Source organism: Microcoleus vaginatus PCC 9802 (assembly GCA_022701275.1).
GTDB classification, from domain to species: domain Bacteria; phylum Cyanobacteriota; class Cyanobacteriia; order Cyanobacteriales; family Microcoleaceae; genus Microcoleus; species Microcoleus vaginatus_A.
The window spans coordinates 926,477-945,574 of sequence record CP031740.1; the positions used below are offsets into that span (position 1 = coordinate 926,477).

Genomic DNA, 19,098 nt, shown 5'->3' on the forward strand with positions numbered 1-19,098 from the left:
TTAAGAGGACTTTCGCTATGAGACAGGGAATTCATTCCCTGTCGGACTGTCGGACTGTCGGACTGTCGGACTGTGAGACTGTCGGACTGTCGGATTATCGAATTATCGAATTAACTGAAAAACTAACAACCATACCTAAAAACCTACTATGCGCGAATGCGATAAAGTTCAATCGAGTGCAACTGGAAAAAGTAAGCTCAGAGAATCATACCAAGAAGCTGGATTGACGATAAAAAAACTAGCTGATAAAACTAATATTTCCGAGGACACAATTAAGCGCTTACTCGGTACAAAACCATGTCCTAATGGTGTAGAAAGATGGCAAGTTACCAACATAGCTAAAGCATTAGGAATAGAAGCCACAGATATTGTTGACCCAAAAGATTGGAATGCCGACAATTCGCTGCCGCCAGAGTTTGAATCACTTATAGCAGAAAAAATTAAAACCTTTTGCGGCCGCCAATTTGTTTTTAAGGCTTTTCAGGACTTTATCAAGGAAAATCTTTGCGGTTATTTTACAATTATCGGGGATGCGGGAATGGGCAAAAGTTCCATTGTTGCCAAATACGTCTCCGAACATAAATATCCCTGCTATTTCAATATTCTCGTCGAAGGCCGCAACAGACCAGAATTGTTTTTGAAGAGCATTCGCCAGCAATTAATTCACCGCTATGAATTGCAAAATTCAGCAGATGCGGATTTACCGACGTTACTGGCAAAGGTGGCGGGAAAACTCCCTGCTGGCGAACGTTTGGTAATTGCAGTTGATGCACTGGATGAAGTCGAACAAGAACCGGGAGAAAATCTTTTACATTTACCGACAACTCTGCCAGATAACGTTTATTTCCTGCTGACTAGGCGACCTTATCACCTCGGTAAAAAGCGACTGTCTGTATCTCCGGGAGTTGCGGTCAAAGAATTAGATTTGAGAGATGACCAGTATGTCAATTTTAATCAAGATGATATCAAAGAGTATATTCTATTTGTTCTAAATGCCGAGTCTGACTATAAGGATGGACTGAGAAAGTGGATTCAAGAGCGGGGCATTTTCGATGCAAGTTTTGTAGAACAATTGGCAAATAAAAGCGAAAATAATTTTATGTATTTGCGCTATGTTTTGCCAGCAATTGCTAAGGGCGATTACAATGACTTAAGTTTAAAGCAATTGCCAGACGGCCTGCAAGAGTATTATCAAAACCACTGGGTGCGGATGGGGCTGGAAGATAAGCCTGGGCAATTGATGGAGATTGTCTTGTATATTTTGTTAGAGATTGGCACGCCGATTGACTGCGAGATGATTGCTGGAATTGCTAAGGAAGATAAATGCGACGTAGAAGCGGTTTTAGATGAGTGGGTGGAGTATTTGAAACAGCCGAATGTAGATGGAGAAATCTGCTACAGCATCTATCATGCTAGTTTCCTTGACTTTCTGAAAGCTAAACGGAAGATGGATTCAAAACGGAAGCTATTTCAAGACGTGAATCAGCGGATTTTTGAATACTTTGAAAGGGAGATGGCGTGACATGGAGGAATCTGCCGACAAATTAGTCTCGAAAACTCCTGCATTTCAAACTGCTTATCTGGGCTACTCACTGCAAAATTTGGTAAAGCTAGGAAAGTTAGAAAAGTATTATCAAAGGCTGACTGATTTTAACTTTCTGATGGCAAAGATTCAGCATCCTGAGTTTGGGGTGCAGGCACTTATTGATGATTTCGATTTGGTTGACGATTCAGAAGCATTAACTCACCCAGAGTACGATCCACAAAAAGCGAAAGCCCTGAACTTGATTCAAGCTTTACTGTGGATGTCAGCCGATATTTTGGAGCGAGATAAAACCCAACTGGCGGAGCAATTGTGGGGGCGCTTGGTACACTCGACAACACCACAAATTCAGGCAATGTTGGAGGTAGCAAAGCAGTGCAAAGCAACACCTTGGTTTCGTCCTTTGACACCCTGTTTCACTCCCCCTGGCAGGGGACTGATTCGCACACTTAAAGGTCACACCAACTCGGTAAATGCAGTAGCCGTCACTGCTGATGGCAAGCGGGCGATTTCTTGTTCAGATGACAACACCCTCAAAGTTTGGGATTTAACAACTGGAGAGGAACAGTTTACTCTTACTGGTCACAGCAACTCGGTAAATGCAGTAGCCGTCACTGCTGATGGCAAAATCGTAATTTCCGGTTCAGATGACAACACCCTCAAAGTTTGGGATTTAACAACTGGAGAGGAACAGTTTACTCTTACTGGTCACAGCAACTCGGTAAATGCAGTAGCCGTCACTGCTGATGGCAAAATCGTAATTTCCGGTTCAGATGACGAAACCCTCAAAGTTTGGGATTTAACAACTCGAAAGGAAAAGTTTACTCTTACTGGTCACAGGCGATCGGTAAATGTAGTAGCCGTCACTGCTGATGGAAAGCAGGCGATTTCTCGTTCATCTGACGAAATAGTTTTGGTCAAACTCAAAAATGACATCTACCTCAATGGTGACTTTGAAGTGGTAACTTCTGATGTGGTAACTTATGATCAGGATTATAACCCCCCTAAATTCTGGGATTTAACAACTGGAAAAGAACTGTTTTCTCTCAAAGGTCACGGCGGTTTGGTAAGAAATAGAGTAGCTGTCACTGCTGATGGCAAGCGGGCGATTTTTGTTGCGGATGATAATACCCTTAAAATCTGGGATTTCACAACTGAACAAGAACTGTTTTCTCTCGAAGGTCACAGCCGTTATGTAAAAGCAGTAGTCGTCACTGCTGATGGCAAGCGAGCAATTTCTGCTTCGGATGACAACACCCTTAAAGTCTGGGATTTAACCACTAGAGAAGAAGTGTTTCTTCACAAAGATCACAGCAAATCGGTAAACGCAGTAGCCGTCACTGCTGATGGCAAGCGAGCAATTTCTGCTGCGGATGATAATACCCTTAAAATCTGGGATTTAACAACTGGAAAAGAACTGTTTTCTCTCGAAGGTCACAGCCGTTGTGTAAAAGCAGTAGCCATCACTTCTGAGGGCAACCGGGCCATTTCTGCTTCGGATGACAACACCATCAAAGTTTGGAATTTAACAACTCAAAAGGAACTATTTACTATTCAATATCTTCACTTTTACAGAAATTGGGTAGAGGGATTATGCCATAGATTTAAATTTTATGTATCCTCCTTCATAGTTTCAGAGTCCTTGGCCTTATGGTCGGGATATAATACAGTATTCGGCACTGCTAATGGTAAGCAGGCGATTTTTTACTCACGAGACAAGACCATCAAAGTCTTGGATTTAACAACTCGAAAGGAACAGTTTACTTTCACAGGTCACAGCAGCTTGCCATCAGCAGTAGTCGCCACTGCGGATGGCAAGCGGGTGATTTTTAGTTCATTGGACAACACAATCAAAGTCTGGGATTTAACAATTGGAGAGGAACAGTTTACTTTCAAAGAGCACAGCGACTCGGTACGTAGAGTAGCCGTCACTGCTGATGGCAAGAGGGTAATTTATGGTTCAGATGACAATACTCTCAAAGTCTGGGATTTGTCGAGTGGAAATGTCATTGCTAGTTTCACGGGTGAAAGCCCGATAGCCTGTTGCGATGTGGCAGCCGATGGAGTGACAATTGTGGCCGGCGACAAATCCGGGCGCGTATATTTCCTGCAGCTAGAAGGGATGGAGGAACTAACATGAATTCATCACCTCTCTCAACTCCCATCTCTACCGATTCTTACCCAAAAGAATTTCAGCAACTCCTGCGAGAAAAAACCGAGAATTTTGCAGGGCGCAAGTTTGTTTTTTCTGCCATGTCCAACTTTCTGGACTCCCACAGCCGCGGTTATTTCACAATAGTCGGCACACCCGGCTGCGGCAAAAGTTCCATCCTCGCCCAATATGTCAGGGCCCATCCTCGCAGTATCTATTACAACGCTGCAGTTGAGGGCAAAAATCGAGCTGAAGATTTTCTCGCTTCTGTCTGCACTCAACTGATTGACAAATACCTTGCCGCCAATGGGGAAACATCCGAAATCCTCAAGCTAAAATCTCAACTTCAAAATCTCGAATCCGATGATGGGAGTTGGTTTCTGTCTTTGTTGCTTCAGCAAATTAGCGATAAATTAAACGATCGCCAAAAGTTGATAATAGTCATTGATTCTGTAGACGCGATCGCCCGCACGAGTCAGCCTCCCAGCTCAAATCTGTTTTATCTGCCGAGATATTTGGGCGATCGTACTTATTTTATCCTCGCCCGCCGCCCGTTTTTGAGAGAGAAATCCGGTTTGTTAATTGAAACGCCCTCTCAAACCCTCGATTTAAGAGATTATCCCGCCCAAAATCGGGAGGATGCCCTGAACTACATTCAGCAATACCTATCAACCGCACCAGATTTAACTGCACCCGAATTCGCCCAACAACTCGCAACTCTCAGCGAAAACAATTTTATGTATCTGAGTCAGATGTTACCTGCCATTAACGAGAATTCACACCCCGATGCTAATCTGGGGGAGTCCTCACTTGTCTCTGAACTTCCTCCCGGTTTAGCAGCGTATTATCAAAACCACTGGCTGCGGATGAGAGGTGATGCTTTATTAGCGATCGAGTTGTCTGTGCTGAATGTTTTGGTACAATCAACAGCAAGTTTATCTGTAAGTGCGATATCCAATATAATTGATGAGGATGAATACGATGTTGAAAAAGTGTTAGACAATTGGATCGAGTTCTTAAATAAACAAGAAATTGGAGGAGAAATTTGCTATAGTTTGTATCATAATAGTTTCCGCGAATGGCTGGGAAAACAATCTATTTTAGAATAAGGATGAGGACACGCAAGTGCCGTGTCCCTACCCCCAAATAATCGTATGCCACCGAGTTTTATATTATATAAAAAACAATACAACAATGAAACGAGCAGTATTTCTTGACAGAGATGGCGTTCTCAATATCGAAGCGGGCTACATCCACAAAGTAGAAGATTTGCATTTAATCCCCGGCGTAGCCCAAGCTGTACGCCGTTTAAATGACAAACAAATATTTTGCTGTTTGGTTTCCAATCAATCCGGCCCGGCGAGGGGTTATTATCCGGTTAGCCACGTAGAAGCTTTGCACAAACGCCTGTGTCAGTTATTAGAAAAGGAAGCAGGAGCCAAGTTAGATGCTCTTTATTACTGTCCTTATTTAAGCGCAGCCGAAGGCGGAACCAACCCAGAATTCACGCGATATACAACGTGGCGAAAACCAAATACAGGGATGTTGGTAGCGGCGGCTTGGGAACAGGATTTAGATTTGCGAAATAGTTTTATGGTCGGGGATAAAGCGACTGATGTTGATATGGCTCACAATGCAGGCTGTACTGGTATTTTGGTGCAGACTGGTTACGGAGAAAGTGTGTTGAGTGGGGAGTATCAGCACCATACTAAACCGGATTTTATTGCAGCAAATTTAGCCGCAGCGGTGGAGTGGATTTTGCAACACTTTGATTAGTGTTTGTAGTGGTATTTAAGTTGTTTGCCGTTGAGTCTTACAGGAAAGTGCTACGTAAGGAAGCGCGACTGTGAAGGTTGTACCGATGCCCATTTTGCTTTCGCAGGCGATCGCCCCTCCTTGCAATTCCACAGCTTTTTTAACAATTGTTAATCCCAAACCGTTACCTTTAATCTTTACCGTATTTTTGCAGCGGTAAAACATTTCAAATATTTTCCCTACTTCAGTTTCTGGGATACCCATACCTTCGTCTCGGATACGCAGAATTAGTAAAGGGGAGTTAATATTTGTAAATTGGGAATTGGGAAACAAACACTGAGGACACAAGCCGAAAATAGCTTCTTTGTCTCCTTCGCTTGCTCGACGGCATTCCAATTCCAAGGTGACTTGCCCGCCGTTGGGAGAATATTTGATGGCGTTGACGATTAAGTTAGAAATGATGCCGTGCAGCAATTGTTGATCTAACATCGCGCTGGTAACATCTGACGGGATTAATGTTAGTTTGTGCTTGGCTTCATTTCCTAACTGCAATTGAGCGAGCAAGTCTTGACAAAATTCGACTAAATTTATCGGTAATGGATTGCATTTGAGTTGGCCTGATTCTGCTCGACCCATGAACAGCATATCGTCGATTAGCTGGTTCATCTTCTGGGTAGCTGAGTGCACCAGCCGCAGGGTTCTAACTTGGGATTCGTCACTGCTGCGAGTTCGATCGAGATCCAGAAGTTCCGCAGAAATTAAAATCGCGTTGAGCGGGTTCCGCAATTCGTGAGCGGCCATTGAAATATACTGGTTTTGGCGGTGCGATTTTTCTTCCACCGACTCTCTGGCTGCTTCCGCGGCTTTGAGAGATTCTCGCATCTTGGTTTCGATTTCGTGTCTGTGCATGGCAATCTCGATCGCCACCCGCAAATCATTTTGTTGAAAGGGTTTGATAATATAACCGAATGGATCTGTAAGTTTCGCTCTTTGCAGCGTTTTATCATCGGCATAAGCTGTTAGAAATACAGTCGGCACATTCCTATGGGTTCTGATTTTTTCTGCCGCTGTTACGCCGTCCATGTCACCTTTAAGCACGATGTCCATCAATACTAAATCTGGCGGCTTTTCTATAGCTTTTTGAATTGCTTCTTCTCCTGAAGAAACTGTAGCTGTTACTACATATCCCAGTTTTTTTAATCGACCTGCTATGTCTTGGGCTACAATAACTTCGTCTTCTACAACTAAAATTTGTATAGGGTTCATTTTTCGTTAAATACGCTGCCGATAATTTAACTCTTGGAAAATCAGATTGTAGCAGGTTCCACGCTGACTGTCAATGGCAATACTCGCCTCTAATTGGTAAGCCAACATTCTCACTAATCGCAATCCTAATGTTTCAGTATTTTCCACGTCAAAATCCGCCGGAAATCCGCGACCGTTATCTTGAATAGTTAAATGAAATTGGTGGAAATTTATTTCATGGAAATTAATTGCTATTTCACCCTCTAAACTTGAGACAAAGGCATATTTTAAAGAGTTAGAAACCAGTTCGTTAATAATTAAGCCACACGGAATTGCTGTTTCTATGTTTAAATAAATGGGGTCAACTTTGAGGTTAAATTGGATGGAAGTGTTGCCACAACCAAAAGATTGATACAGATTAGCCACCAAATTTTCGACGTAGGGGGACAGGGCGATCTGATCGAGATTTTCGGATTGATAAAGTTGCTCGTGAATCAGAGCCATTGAATGGATGCGGGTCTGGCTTTCTTCAAATAAAGCTAGCGTCGGTTCGTCTTCAATGTATTGAGCTTGAAGTTGCAGCAGGCTAGAAATTATCTGCATATTATTTTTGACTCGGTGGTGAATTTCTTTGAGCAATACTTCTTTTTCGCGGAGTGCTGCTTGGATGCGGGCCTCGGTAAATTTGCGATCGCTGATATTTTCGCAAATACCCGCGATGCGGTAAATTTGGCCCGATTCGTCGTAAATGGGAAAAGCTCGATCGCACACCCAGCGAATTGTGCCGTCTGGCAGAAAAATCCGATATTCGGTATTGGTAAACTCGCCCTGCAACACTCGCCCCATTCCCTCTTCCAACAGGAGTTTATCTTCTGGATGCACCCACTCCATCATTTTTAAGGGATCAGCATAGAGTTCTTCGCGACTGCGCCCCCAGATTTGTTCGTAAGCGGGACTCAGATACAATAAATCGGTGAGATCCGCAGACATTAGCCAGACGGAATCTTGGATATTTTCTGCTAGTTGGCGGAAGCGTTCTTCACTTTCGCGGATGTTTTTTTCTGCCTGTTTGCGTGCGGTAATATCTACTGCAAGGCCCACGATCCGGTAAACTTTACCAGATTGATTTTTAATCGGAAAAGCCCGATCACGAATCCAGCAGGTTTTGCCGTCTGGCCTGACAATTCGATATTCTATCTCACCTTCATACTCAATTTTTCTAGTTAAATTAGCAATAACCCGCTCGCGATCTTCTGGATGGAGGGAATCTGCAAAAAAGCGCCCGTTAGCATACAAATCAGCGCAGCTTCTGCCCCAAATTTTTTCGTAACCCGGACTGATATAAATAATTTCCTGGGGTTGAACGTTTACCATCCAAAACACGCTTTCAATGTTTTCTGCTAGCTGTCGGAACCTTTCTTCGCTTTCTTTCAGCGCTGCTTCGGTTTTTTTGCGATCGCTAATATCTTCTGTCACTACTACATTATAAATTGCCCCACTCAGCGGTTCTTTGATTAGCGATACTGTAATATTTACCCAAACTACATGGCCGTCTTTGTGCAGCAAGCGTTTTTCCATTTTAAAACTGTCAATTTCCCCGGCAAATAATTTCTTGTTTTGTTTTAAATCTGCATCTATATCTTCTGGGTAAGTAACGTCCATCCAAGTTCGCAACAGCAGTTCGCTCGCAGTATATCCCACTATCTCGCAGAATTTTTGATTGACTCGCAAATAGCGGCCTGTTTCGTCAGGGTGGGTAATGCCGACTGCCGCTTGTTCAACGGTTGCCCGAAAGCGTTCTTCGCTATCTCTGAGGGTTGCTTCTGCTTTTTTGCGATCGCTAATATCGCGCTGCACGCCAAAATACCCGAGGATTCTGCCGTGGGAATCGTAAATGCAAATATAGTCGCCTTCCACCCAAACTGGAACCCCGTCAAACTTGCGATTCTCATTTTCGATGTGAATTCTGCCAGCCTCAAAAAATTGCCTGATTATCTCTCTGCTACCAGTCAAGTCGTGCGACAAGAAAGAGTAAAGCGTCCGACCAATAAACTCTTCCCTAGTACCTGCATATTGAGCTATCAAAGCATCATTTGCTTTCGTTACCCGCCCGTTAGCAAATATGTAATCCAAGACTTTTTCTTTGTCAACTGTATCGTCCCAGTGCACTGGTTCGTCCAGCATCATAAAGAAAAAACCATCTAAAGATTGAGAGAAAAACAATTCTAGCTGTTCCTGGCTTTCCCGCAGAGCTTTTTCGGCGCGCCAGCGAGAGAGAATTTCTTTCTGCAATTGATCGTTTGCTGTTTTCAAGTCTTCAGTGCGCTTTTGATATTTAATTTCTAGCTGATTTTTGATTTCTTCCAGCGCTATTTCTGCCTGTTTTTTTTCGGTAATATCTTGAGTAACGAGCATTCCTGCAAAAATTTCTTCCCGGTCATTTTCGACGGGAGCAACTGTTATTGAATAAACGCGATTTCCGTATTTATATTCAAAAGTATTCTCTTTTCCCGCCAAAGCGGCACGATATTTAGTCTCAAAAAGTTGCCAATCTTCAGGTGGGGATACTTCCCACAAGGTTTTGCCTTCCAACAGTTCTTTAGACAAACCAACTGCTGCCAAACCTTGACCGTCAACCAGAGTATAGCGCAAATCGCGATCGAACAACAACACCGAGCCATTTGGATAATGTTTGATGAGAATTCGGTACATTTCCTGGCTTTTTTCCAGAGATGCGATTAACCGAAGGCGATCGTCCTCGGTGCTATCCAATTCAGTTACGGAACCCGAAAAACCAGCATTCTCGACTGCTTTGAGTTGTGCTTCTAATTTCTGGCACAATTCTCTCTGCTGCTGCAAATCCTCTTCAAGTTGCCGAATTTTTGTTTTTTGCTCTGCTACTAATGCTTCGCAGGTTTCGAGAGGTCGATCGATCCCTGTAAGATCAATACACATAATTGCTCTAGGTTTTGCAGTTGCGGACTTGAGCTGTTTCAACTCAATACTAACAAAGCTCAAGCCTACACTGCCAACTTAATTAGTCCATCTTTCTAGACTTGGGCCGAAAGCCTCCTTCCTTCATTTAGGAACTCCCGCCGTCAAGACTTCATGGCTGTCAAATGTCACCAAAACATCATCTTCAATTCTCACGCCAATACCGCGCCATTTTTCAGGAACCTCCGGCTGTCCTTCAACCGGTTTAATATAAGGAGAAATATAAATCCCCGGTTCCACCGTCAGCACTTGTCCGGCCTGCAAAACTTGCGGATTTTCGCCGTACTGATAAACGCCGACATCGTGCACATCCAGTCCCAGCCAATGACCAGTGCGGTGCATATAAAATGGCTTGTATTTCTCTTCTTTAATTATCTCTTCAATGTCCCCCACCAAAAGTTTTAAATCCATTAAACCTTCCACCAAAACGCACACTGCCGTTTCGTGAATTTTGCTGTAAGGATTTCCTGGATATATTTGACTAATTGCCTGCAATTGTGCTTGCAACACTAAGTCATAAATTATCTGTTGTTCGGCTGTAAATTTGCCGCTAACAGGAAAGGTGCGAGTAATATCGGCGTTGTAGTACCCGCAAGCACAACCGGCATCTATTAGCAATAAATCGTTTTCCTGCATTTGCCGGTTGTTTTCGATGTAGTGGAGGACGCAGGAATTGTAACCGGATGCAACAATTGAAGGGTAAGCCGGAGTGCAGCCATTTAAGCCAAAAGTATGTTCTATTTCAGCTTGAATTTCATATTCGTACCTGCCCGGTTTGGCGAATTCTTGGGCGCGGTTGTGCGCTGCAACTGAAATATTAGCCGCTTTTCGCATTAATGCTAATTCAGTTTCGCTTTTCACCAGCCGCATCGGGTGTAAAATGATGTTGGAATCTTCGATTGCTGTGGGGCCTGTACCGCGTTTCGGGTAGGTTGCCATCAAGCGCTGCCAGTGATTGAGGACTGTTTGGTCGAAACTACGATCGCGCCCGAAGTGATAGTATATGCGATCGGCTTTTTCTAAATATTTCGGCAGTTTTTCCGCAAGTTCCGCAATGGGGAAAGCTTCATCGGCACCGTAAAGTTCTTTAGCCCCTTCTACTCCGGCGCGATAACCATGCCAAGTTTCTTTTTCTAAGTCTTTTGGCTGCACAAACAAAACAAATTTGTGTTCTTCGTGGTGTGGCGCGAGCACTGCTACCGCCGCAGCTTCGTTGAAACCGGTCAAGTAGAAAAAATCGCTATCTTGTCTGTATGCGTATTCTACATCGTTGTGCATGACGGCAGCGGGGGCGCTGCGAAATATCGCCGTCCCGCTGCCAATTTTTGCCATTAACTGTTCGCGTCTTTGCCGATATTCGGTGGGGTTTGTCATCCGATTTTAGATTTTAGATTTTAGATTTTAGATTGAATTTAATATTAACATTCGGCGGTTTCAAGCGCTGCTTGTCAGACTTGCACCCGCAAGCCCAGGGTTGAAGATATAGGTGATCTGTTTTTTTTCTTGGTCTACTTATTTATTCTCTTGTTCTGCGATCGCCAATTTACAAGTATAGTCAACCAGCCGAGACAAAGATGAGTTGTGATCGACTAAAGTCCATCTCGGATCGAAATTCGACCAATTTTCGCCATCTTCGCTAACTCTGACAGTTCTAAACTGTCGCTGCTGGCAGTTAACTTCCATTTGCGCCAACAATTTCTCGTTACTAAACTGTTGAGTTCCTAGAATAATTCTGACGGGATAAGAGGGAGCACCGGGAATATCGGATTTACTTAATTCAACGCTGCTGGGGTCGATGCAAATATCTACAAAACATCTTAATTTTTCAGCGCGGGCGCTCAAAGTATTGATGGAAACAAAAATCAAAGTTGCTATAAAAAAAAATGACGAATTCTTAGTATCTAGGGCCAATGTAGTATTCATCTGCGTTAATTGGCGTTTAGGGGCGGTTTAATATTATTGACAGTTTAATAATAAAAAAGTAGGGACGTGGAAATAGTGTTGCGTCCCTACTTTTTAAAGACACAGCAAGGCCGTGTCCCTAATTTTTAAACAAGTCTTAAAGCTGAGGAACGTATTGTTCTTTTTCAGGAACAAAAGTGTATTCAGAGACGATGAGGCGCAACTCTTCGCCGTCGATGGTTTCTTTTTCGATCAACAAATCGACTAAGCGATCAATCACGGTGCGATTTTCGCGAATAATTCGGCGGGCGTCGTCGTAGCAATGATCGACAATCGATCGAACTTGTCCGTCAATCCGAGAGGCTATTTCTTCGGAATATTCCGATCGCGCTGTGTAGTCGCGGCCGAGGAAAATTTCGCTTTGTTGAGCTTCCAGGGCGATCGGGCCCAAGGTAGACATCCCATAGCGAGTCACCATTTGCCGCGCCATGCCGCTGACTTGCTGCAAGTCGTTGCCGGCACCGGTGGTTACTTCGGCATCGCCGAAAACTACTTCTTCGGCTGCGCGGCCACCTAAAGCACCGCTAATCCGGGCTAAAATTTGCGATCGAGAAATCAAACCTTGGTCTTCGCTGGGCATGAACCAAGTCAAGCCGCGGGCCTGTCCGCGAGGAACTAAGGTAACTTTTTGAACTGGATCGTGGGCTTGAATGATTGTACCGACGATCGCGTGGCCGATTTCGTGGTAAGCAATCAAGCGCTTGCTCTTGCTGTCCACCAAAGGAGTGCCTTCCATACCTGCTACCACGCGATCGACTGCATCGTCAACTTCGAGCATCGTAATCGCTTCTTTGCGGCGGCGGGCGGTTAAAATAGCCGCTTCGTTGAGCAAGTTAGCCAAATCAGCGCCGGTAAAACCAGGAGTGCGGCGGGCGATGGCGTCCAAAGAAATCTCCGCAGACAGCTTCTTGTTGCGCGCGTGAACTTCCAAAATTTCCAAGCGGCCTTTGATATCCGGCGTATCTACGCTAACTTGGCGGTCAAAACGTCCTGGACGCAGCAGCGCTGAATCGAGCACGTCGGGGCGGTTGGTGGCAGCAATGATGATAATGCCAGTATTGCCCTCAAAACCGTCCATTTCGGTCAGCAACTGGTTCAGGGTTTGTTCCCGTTCGTCGTTACCGCCGCCGATACCGGCGCCGCGCTGGCGACCGACTGCATCGATTTCATCGATGAAGATGATGCAAGGAGCATTTTCTTTAGCTTTCTTGAACAAGTCCCGAACGCGGGAAGCGCCGACACCGACGAACATTTCGACAAATTCCGAACCGGAGATGCTGAAGAAAGGCACGCCGGCTTCGCCTGCGATCGCTTTTGCCAGCAAGGTTTTACCGGTTCCGGGAGGGCCAACTAGCAGCACGCCTTTGGGAATCTTCGCCCCGACTGCGGTGAAGCGTTCGGGTTTTTTGAGGAATGTCACTACTTCTTGTAGTTCTTCTTTGGCTTCCTCAACGCCTGCTACGTCGTCGAACAGTACGCCTGTTTTAGCTTCCATTTGAAAGCGAGCTTTGGATTTGCCAAAATTCATGGCTTGGCCCGGGCCGCCGGGAACGTTGCCACCGCGGCGGAAGAGGAAAAACAGGCCTCCTACTAACAAGAGGGGAAATACTAGATTGCCTAAAAGTCCCCAGACAGCACCGTCATTGCGTAGTGGGTGAGTGTCGAAGCTGATTTTGGAGTCTCTGAGCCTAGAAACCAGTTCCGGGGCATTTGAGGGCAAGTCAACCCGCCACCGCTGCTCGTGATTGTCCAGTTCGGGATCGACTGCTAGGACAATAGCCGTCCGACCTCCGTCGTAAAGGTCAACGCTGGTCACTCGACCGGCGTTTAAGTAATCTAAGAATCGACCGTAGCTCAGGCGGGTGCTGGCGGTGTTCTTGCTCATTTCTGCGGGGGATGGGGCAAAGGCCCCCTGCCACAAGAAAAAGCCGATGACTAAGGCGGGTAAAGTCCAAAGTAGTATAGTTCGCCAAGAAATTTTCATAAATGCGGATGCCTTGAATTGGGGACAGATCGGGTAAGATCGCGATGTCGGAGAAGTGCGACAAATGTTTACACTCAGAATCTTAACTAAATTTAACTTAACAATGCACTCTCAGGCAACAGAGCTTCGATCACGATCGCTCCAGAAAAAGTTAGGTTAGTTAGGGTAAGGGCGATCGTCCCGAATATAATGTTTGGTGCTGATTTCGATACCGATCTAGGTAGAGTTAGAAGAATCGCCGCAAAACCCACTGTCTTTAAGCGTGGCAGTGTCAAGGGATAAGGCATGATAATGGTGAGGCTCAGTGAGGTAACACATTTCAATGACAACTAGACAGCTTGTTCCTAATTCGGCTATGCTGACCCAGCAGACTAAAGTCGCTTCTAACAACAAATCGATTATTAGTGCTGATTTGGGTCGGACGGCAACTAAAGCTTGCGTGAGTCGCAACCCGAGTAGCGTTGTTTTCATCCCTGCCAACGTGGCTACTATGCCCGTGGAAAAGGTGCGGGGTGGCAGCTTTGAGTCGAAAGCAACAGACCCTCTGTTGGATATGTGGCTGGAGTACCAGGGCAAGGGGTACGCGATCGGTCAACTGGCGGCAGATTTTGGCGCTAATCTCGGTGGCGCCGACCAGTCGAAAGTAGTAGATGCTTTGGTTAAGGTCTTTTCCTGTGCTGGATATTTCCAGATGAAGGGCGAAGTAGCAGTTGTGCTGGGTTTGCCGTTTTATTCGCAGGATCAGTTTGAGAAGGAAAAGGAAGAGATTATCAGCCAACTGCGCTCTCCCCACGTTGTGGTGTACCGGGGCGAGCGTGTGGATATTAACATCAGTCACGTTTGGGTGATGCCGGAAGGGTTCGGCAGCCTAATTTGGTGTGAGGCTCAAGATAACAAGGAGTTTACGCCGGAGTTGCCCGAACTGTCGGTGGCTGTTGTTGATATCGGACACCAAACTACCGATTTGTTAATGGTCGATCGTTTCCGGTTCGCCCGGGCGGCTTCTAAGAGCGATTCCTTCGCAATGAACAAGTTCTACGAACAAGTTGCCTCAAAGATTCCGGGAGCAGACCCTCAATCGCTGTCTTTACTGGAAGCGGTGAATAAACCCGAGGGCCAGCGTTTTTACCGTCCCAGAGGAGCGACTAAGCCGACTAATTTAGATCCGATTATTAAGGATTTGCGGGAGGCTTTCGCTAACGAACTGTCCGAACGTTTGGTGCAGTGGCTGCCGGAACGTGTGACGGATGTGGTTCTGACTGGCGGGGGCGGCGAGTTTTTCTGGGAGGTTTTGCAACCTTTGCTTAAAGACGCCAATCTTAAGGCTCACTTGGCTCAGCCTTCCCGGAAAGCTAATGCTTTGGGACAGTTTATTTATGCTGAGGCTCAGCTAGCCACGATAAAGTAACGCATTAAGGCTTGAACCCTATGGCACTGTGGGCAAAAAATAAGGCGAATTTCTCGGTGGCGTTTACGGAAGATGCTGCGGATCAAACTTTGCTGGCCGCTATTGAAAAAGAGTTGGCTTTCACGAAGTATCAGACTTTCAGCAATCTCTGCAAGCAGGCTTTGTGGCAGTTTTTGTCTGTATCTGAGTCTGCTAGCTCTACACAGAGCTTTCAGCGGTTGGAACAGCGTATTGCTGAACTTGCGGTCAAATTTGCTGAGTTTGAGCACAATGTTTCGGCAGAGGAATTAAGCCGTTTGGAGGGACTGGAACATCACCTGAGTCAACTCAGCGCGCAGTTGGATCAGTTGCAGGGGAGTGTTAACAGTAAGTTTGCTCAAGTTTCTTTTGCCCAAGTTTCAAAAGTAGTAGAGCCTGGCCCGATTGAGTCTGAATCTGTGGCGGATGATAATGTGGTATCTGATGCTGAAGTTGCTCCTCCTCGGAATTCCGATCCTTTGCTGGAGCGTTTAAGTTCTTTGTTACCCCAAGATTTCTAAAATGAGGTAGACCCAGGCTTAAAAGCCTTGAGATGTAATGTTAGTGGCCCGCTGTTGGCAGCCGGTACTGAATACAGAAACAAAGCGATCGCTCTTTTGAAAAAAAAGGGCGATCGCTTTGTTATTGCCGATTTTAGATTTTAGATTTACTCATTTTTGTCTATACCATTCCCATTATTCGATTAATCCTAATTTTTGTAATCGCGAACGAATGGCACTAGGCTGTCGCTGAAATCTCTGAGCTAATTCGTCAATTTGTTGACCGCTAGCATATTCCTTCTTCAAATTTTCGTCTTCATCCTGACTCCACTTGACATAAGCTCTGGGATATTTCTGGCGAATTTTCTCATTCTGGGTTTTAGGTCGATAACCATTCTTTTGATCGGCATTCAAACCAGAACCAAACTGTGGGTTAATTTCCCCACCGCGACTAGCTAGCGCCTCTTCCACGCGGTTGGGAATGACAGCAATTTCTTCTGAGAGCTCAGCCAAAGCATTCTCTACTTTTTGCTGAAGTTCTGTTAGCTGCCGCTGCTGCAAACTGCCCCACTGCGGCAGTTCGTTGATAAACTGCTGCAAGTCCAGAATTATTGTTGTCAAAGTTTCGACTTGTTGCAACTCCGGTCGCTGTTTGAATTGGCGGCTGGTGAGTTCGATCTCGCTTTGAATCATTTTAATAGTTTTTTCTAAAATTATTAGTCGCTGGCGCAGGTTCTCAATTGCTGAAATTAGAGAGTGTACATTTTCTCCAGGCCCAACATTGAGATTTTCGCGAGATGTTTGAGCAAGAGCTTCGTCTAAAGCATTTACAGCAAGTTGCAATTGCTCGATTGCGCGATCGGTAGTAGCTGCTTGTTGATTGACGCGATCGAACGTGGCCGCCGTACTTGCTTTAACTTGCCCGTGCAGCTTCTGCCGGTTCACAAAATTCAACACCAACGAAATCACTACAGGCACTTGAGCATAAACGCTCTGCCCCCAAACCAAACTAGCAGCCAATCCCACAGCAGAGGCAGCAAGAAAAACCAATTCAGCAGTTTCTAACAAATTGCTGGACGTGGGATTTTGGATTTTCGTTTGTGAATTGGATGATGACATAGGCTAATACCATTTTAGATTTTAGATTTTAGATTTTAGATGTGGAATGAGTGATGAAGCTCCCAGTTGCGAGCGCGGGCCTATAGTTGCATTATTTTTTTGCAACTGGTACAAGTATGCGGATAACAATAAAGTACGCGAGCCCAGCTATCCGGTAGGGAATTGCACGCAGGCGCAGAATTGAGTAATGGTGAAAAACCCATTAAGTTTTTTATTGACAGCCATGTAATTAAATATATTAAAGCTGCAAAATTTGTCGAGCTAAAGTGAAATAAATCAAGACCCCAAGGACATCAACTGCGGTGGTAATAAAAGGAGCAGACATTAAAGCGGGGTCTAAACCCAAAGAACGAAATAGAAACGGCAGAGCTGAACCGGCAATAGAAGCTAAAATTGCGATCGCAAACAAACTCACTCCCACCGCGAGTGCCACTTCTAAACTCCCTTGCAGAGTATAAGCCCAGCCCGTCGCTACAGTCCCCAATATAGCTCCTAGCAGCGCTCCCGCCATCCCCTCGCGAACAATTACTTGAAACGGGCCCATTGCTGTAATTTCGTCAGTGTTCAAACCGCGAATTACAACTGTTGAGGACTGAGCTCCGACATTGCCTCCAGTGCCAGTCAGCAGGGGAATAAAGGCTGCTAAGGCGACTACTTGGTTCAAAATATCTTCTTGAGCTCTAATAATTGCGCCGGTGACAGTATTAGTTAAAAGCAGAACAAACAGCCACACGACTCTTTTCCGGGCAACGGTGATTAAATCGGTCTGAAAATAATTGTCGCCGCCGGACTGGACGCCGCCCAAGGTATAAATATCTTTGGCTGCTTCTTGTTCTAAGATGTCGATCGCGTCGTCAACTGTAATAATCCCGACCAGCCGCTGTTCGCGGTCTACAACGGGCACAGCTAAAAAATCGTAACGCTGGATCAGCCTAGCTACTTCTTCTTGATCCGTTCCTGTTTGAACAGAAACTACGTCGCGGGTCATAATTTCGCCCACAGTTTTGTCGAGGGGGGAAGTGACTAAATCCCGCAGGGACAAAATACCGGTCAAGCTGCGTCCGGCGTCGGTGACGTAAAGAGAATAAATTGTTTCCGTAGTTCTAGCCAAAGAGCGAATTCGGTCTAAAGCTTGGGCGACGGTAAAGCTTTCTTTCAGAGAAATGTATTCCGGGGTCATGATCCGACCGGCGGTACTGGCTTCGTAACCCAAAAGTTGAGCCGTAGCTTCGCGTTCCGTTGGGCTCAATTCCCCCAACAGGCGACGGACTAATATTGCCGGCAGTTCGTCAAACAGTCTAGCTCGATCGTCCGGGGACATTTTGTCTACAATATCAATGACTTCTTGGCGTTTAAATTTTTCGCAGAGGGACTGCTGAACGCTGGAGTCGAGATATTCGTAAACTGCGATCGCTTCGTCTTTGGAAAGCAAGCGGAAAGCTATTACTTGCATGGTTTCTGGCAGGCCTTCGATAGCTTCAGCTATGTCTGCTTCCTGCACCGGGTGCAAAATCGCTTTTGCTCCTTTAAAGTCTCCTTCTTCCAACAGGGCCCTTAACTGCGATCGAACTAATTCCCGGAGTTCTTTTCGCGCGTAGGTGGGTAGAGAAGACGATTGATAATTTTTTTCTGTTGTCACTGATGACCCTCCTAAACCTGTGCTGCGCGCCTTCCTGAATCCAGTTTAGAGCCTATTGACGCCACTGGTTGCAGTGGTCATCACACTTGCCCTGACAATATCCGCAGCTTATATGAAATCCGGCTTAAATACCCCTTTGTTTCTTAGTCGCTCTCAGGGAGGACGAAAGTTTGACTCTTGAGCGATTTCCATCGTCGAGTCGGAGCAAAGGGTTTTTAACGCGGATTTAGTATTACCCCTCTCCATCGGGTGCGCGCGAAGCACCTTAGCCGAGTGGGTATTAAATACATTTATCTTGATCGGCGACACTCATTGGTAGGAAAGGGAATTGCGCCCGCTCACTTTTTCCAACAGGTTCGTCGAACTTTGATTGCGAATAAAATTATTGACTGTTTCTTTCCATTCAGTGTCGCTTACTGGCAAGATTATGCCGTAGGAAATGCAGGTTAAAGGCTGCTGCTGTATAAGAGAATATTGGCTTTGAGTTACACCCTGTCTCAGCGCTTCTGGGACTAACAGCATCCTGTCGCTGGCGAAGGGATCGGTTGTTCCTGATACCGCATCTTTTACACCCGACTGTCGGCCCGTGATACCTTCATAAATTGCCTCTGAATAGTGTAGAATTCTCAAAAAACAGATGTGACATTACAAGGTGTGTAACAATGTGCGTATTGTGGGATAAACATTCTTGGCGCTCTTAATTTTATTACGGAATGTTTAAACTTGTATCTTTTCCTTAACCCTTTTATATTATTTACCAAATATTTATTTTTTTTCTC

At 45.3% G+C, this 19,098-nt stretch carries 14 protein-coding genes; 6 read left to right on the plus strand and 8 right to left on the minus strand.

Annotation, left to right across the window (positions count from 1 at the left end; translation table 11 throughout):
• Positions 1-148: 148 nt before the first annotated feature.
• The 4 genes from D0A34_03940 to D0A34_03955 all read left to right on the plus strand — a co-directional run bounded on the left by D0A34_03940 (position 149) and on the right by D0A34_03955 (position 5,471).
• Entirely contained in the window at positions 149-1,522 is a 1,374-nt protein-coding gene (locus D0A34_03940; GenBank protein UNU18126.1) for an XRE family transcriptional regulator, read from the plus strand.
• 1 nt (position 1,523) lies between these two features.
• The gene (locus tag D0A34_03945) at positions 1,524-3,683 is read left to right on the plus strand and encodes a WD40 repeat domain-containing protein (protein UNU18127.1); all 2,160 of its coding nucleotides are present in this window, start codon (positions 1,524-1,526) and stop codon (positions 3,681-3,683) included.
• The gene (locus D0A34_03950; protein UNU18128.1) at positions 3,680-4,804 is read left to right on the plus strand and encodes an ATP-binding protein; all 1,125 of its coding nucleotides are present in this window, start codon (positions 3,680-3,682) and stop codon (positions 4,802-4,804) included. Before D0A34_03945 ends, D0A34_03950 begins: the two co-directional genes overlap by 4 nt.
• Before the next feature lie 85 nt (positions 4,805-4,889).
• Positions 4,890-5,471 (plus strand): HAD family hydrolase, encoded by a 582-nt coding sequence (locus D0A34_03955; GenBank protein UNU18129.1) that lies wholly within the window; start codon positions 4,890-4,892, stop codon positions 5,469-5,471.
• A gap of 15 nt (positions 5,472-5,486) precedes the next feature.
• Here D0A34_03955 and D0A34_03960 read toward each other — a convergent pair whose 3' ends face one another.
• The 5 genes from D0A34_03960 to hflB all read right to left on the minus strand — a co-directional run bounded on the left by D0A34_03960 (position 5,487) and on the right by hflB (position 13,635).
• Positions 5,487-6,716, minus strand: coding sequence for a hybrid sensor histidine kinase/response regulator (locus tag D0A34_03960; protein UNU18130.1), 1,230 nt, complete (start codon positions 6,714-6,716; stop codon positions 5,487-5,489).
• A 6-nt stretch (positions 6,717-6,722) separates the two neighbouring features.
• Positions 6,723-9,650, minus strand: a complete 2,928-nt coding sequence (locus D0A34_03965) for a PAS domain S-box protein (GenBank protein ID UNU18131.1) — start codon at positions 9,648-9,650, stop codon at positions 6,723-6,725.
• Positions 9,651-9,773: 123 nt separating this feature from the next.
• Positions 9,774-11,063, minus strand: coding sequence for a Xaa-Pro aminopeptidase (locus D0A34_03970; protein ID UNU18132.1), 1,290 nt, complete (start codon positions 11,061-11,063; stop codon positions 9,774-9,776).
• A 138-nt stretch (positions 11,064-11,201) separates the two neighbouring features.
• Positions 11,202-11,612 carry a hypothetical protein gene (locus tag D0A34_03975; protein ID UNU18133.1) on the minus strand — a complete coding sequence of 137 codons (411 nt, stop codon included), beginning with the start codon at positions 11,610-11,612 and terminating at the stop codon, positions 11,202-11,204.
• A gap of 136 nt (positions 11,613-11,748) precedes the next feature.
• The gene (gene hflB, locus D0A34_03980) at positions 11,749-13,635 is read right to left on the minus strand and encodes an ATP-dependent zinc metalloprotease FtsH (GenBank protein UNU18134.1); all 1,887 of its coding nucleotides are present in this window, start codon (positions 13,633-13,635) and stop codon (positions 11,749-11,751) included.
• A gap of 322 nt (positions 13,636-13,957) precedes the next feature.
• On the opposite strand from hflB, the gene D0A34_03985 reads away from it, so the two are divergent.
• Complete coding sequence (locus tag D0A34_03985; protein ID UNU18135.1) at positions 13,958-15,043, plus strand: ParM/StbA family protein; 1,086 nt, start codon at positions 13,958-13,960, stop codon at positions 15,041-15,043.
• 20 nt (positions 15,044-15,063) lie between these two features.
• Positions 15,064-15,582: a hypothetical protein gene (locus tag D0A34_03990; protein ID UNU18136.1), complete on the plus strand. Its 519-nt coding sequence runs from the start codon at positions 15,064-15,066 to the stop codon at positions 15,580-15,582.
• Positions 15,583-15,756: 174 nt separating this feature from the next.
• Here the strand turns inward: D0A34_03990 and D0A34_03995 are convergent, their stop codons facing one another.
• From D0A34_03995 to D0A34_04005, 3 genes are all read right to left on the minus strand, one after another.
• Complete coding sequence (locus tag D0A34_03995; protein ID UNU18137.1) at positions 15,757-16,680, minus strand: hypothetical protein; 924 nt, start codon at positions 16,678-16,680, stop codon at positions 15,757-15,759.
• 238 nt (positions 16,681-16,918) lie between these two features.
• Positions 16,919-18,319: a magnesium transporter gene (mgtE, locus tag D0A34_04000; GenBank protein ID UNU18138.1), complete on the minus strand. Its 1,401-nt coding sequence runs from the start codon at positions 18,317-18,319 to the stop codon at positions 16,919-16,921.
• Between the two features lie 309 nt (positions 18,320-18,628).
• Positions 18,629-18,841, minus strand: coding sequence for a hypothetical protein (locus D0A34_04005; GenBank protein ID UNU18139.1), 213 nt, complete (start codon positions 18,839-18,841; stop codon positions 18,629-18,631).
• Positions 18,842-19,098 lie beyond the last annotated feature (257 nt).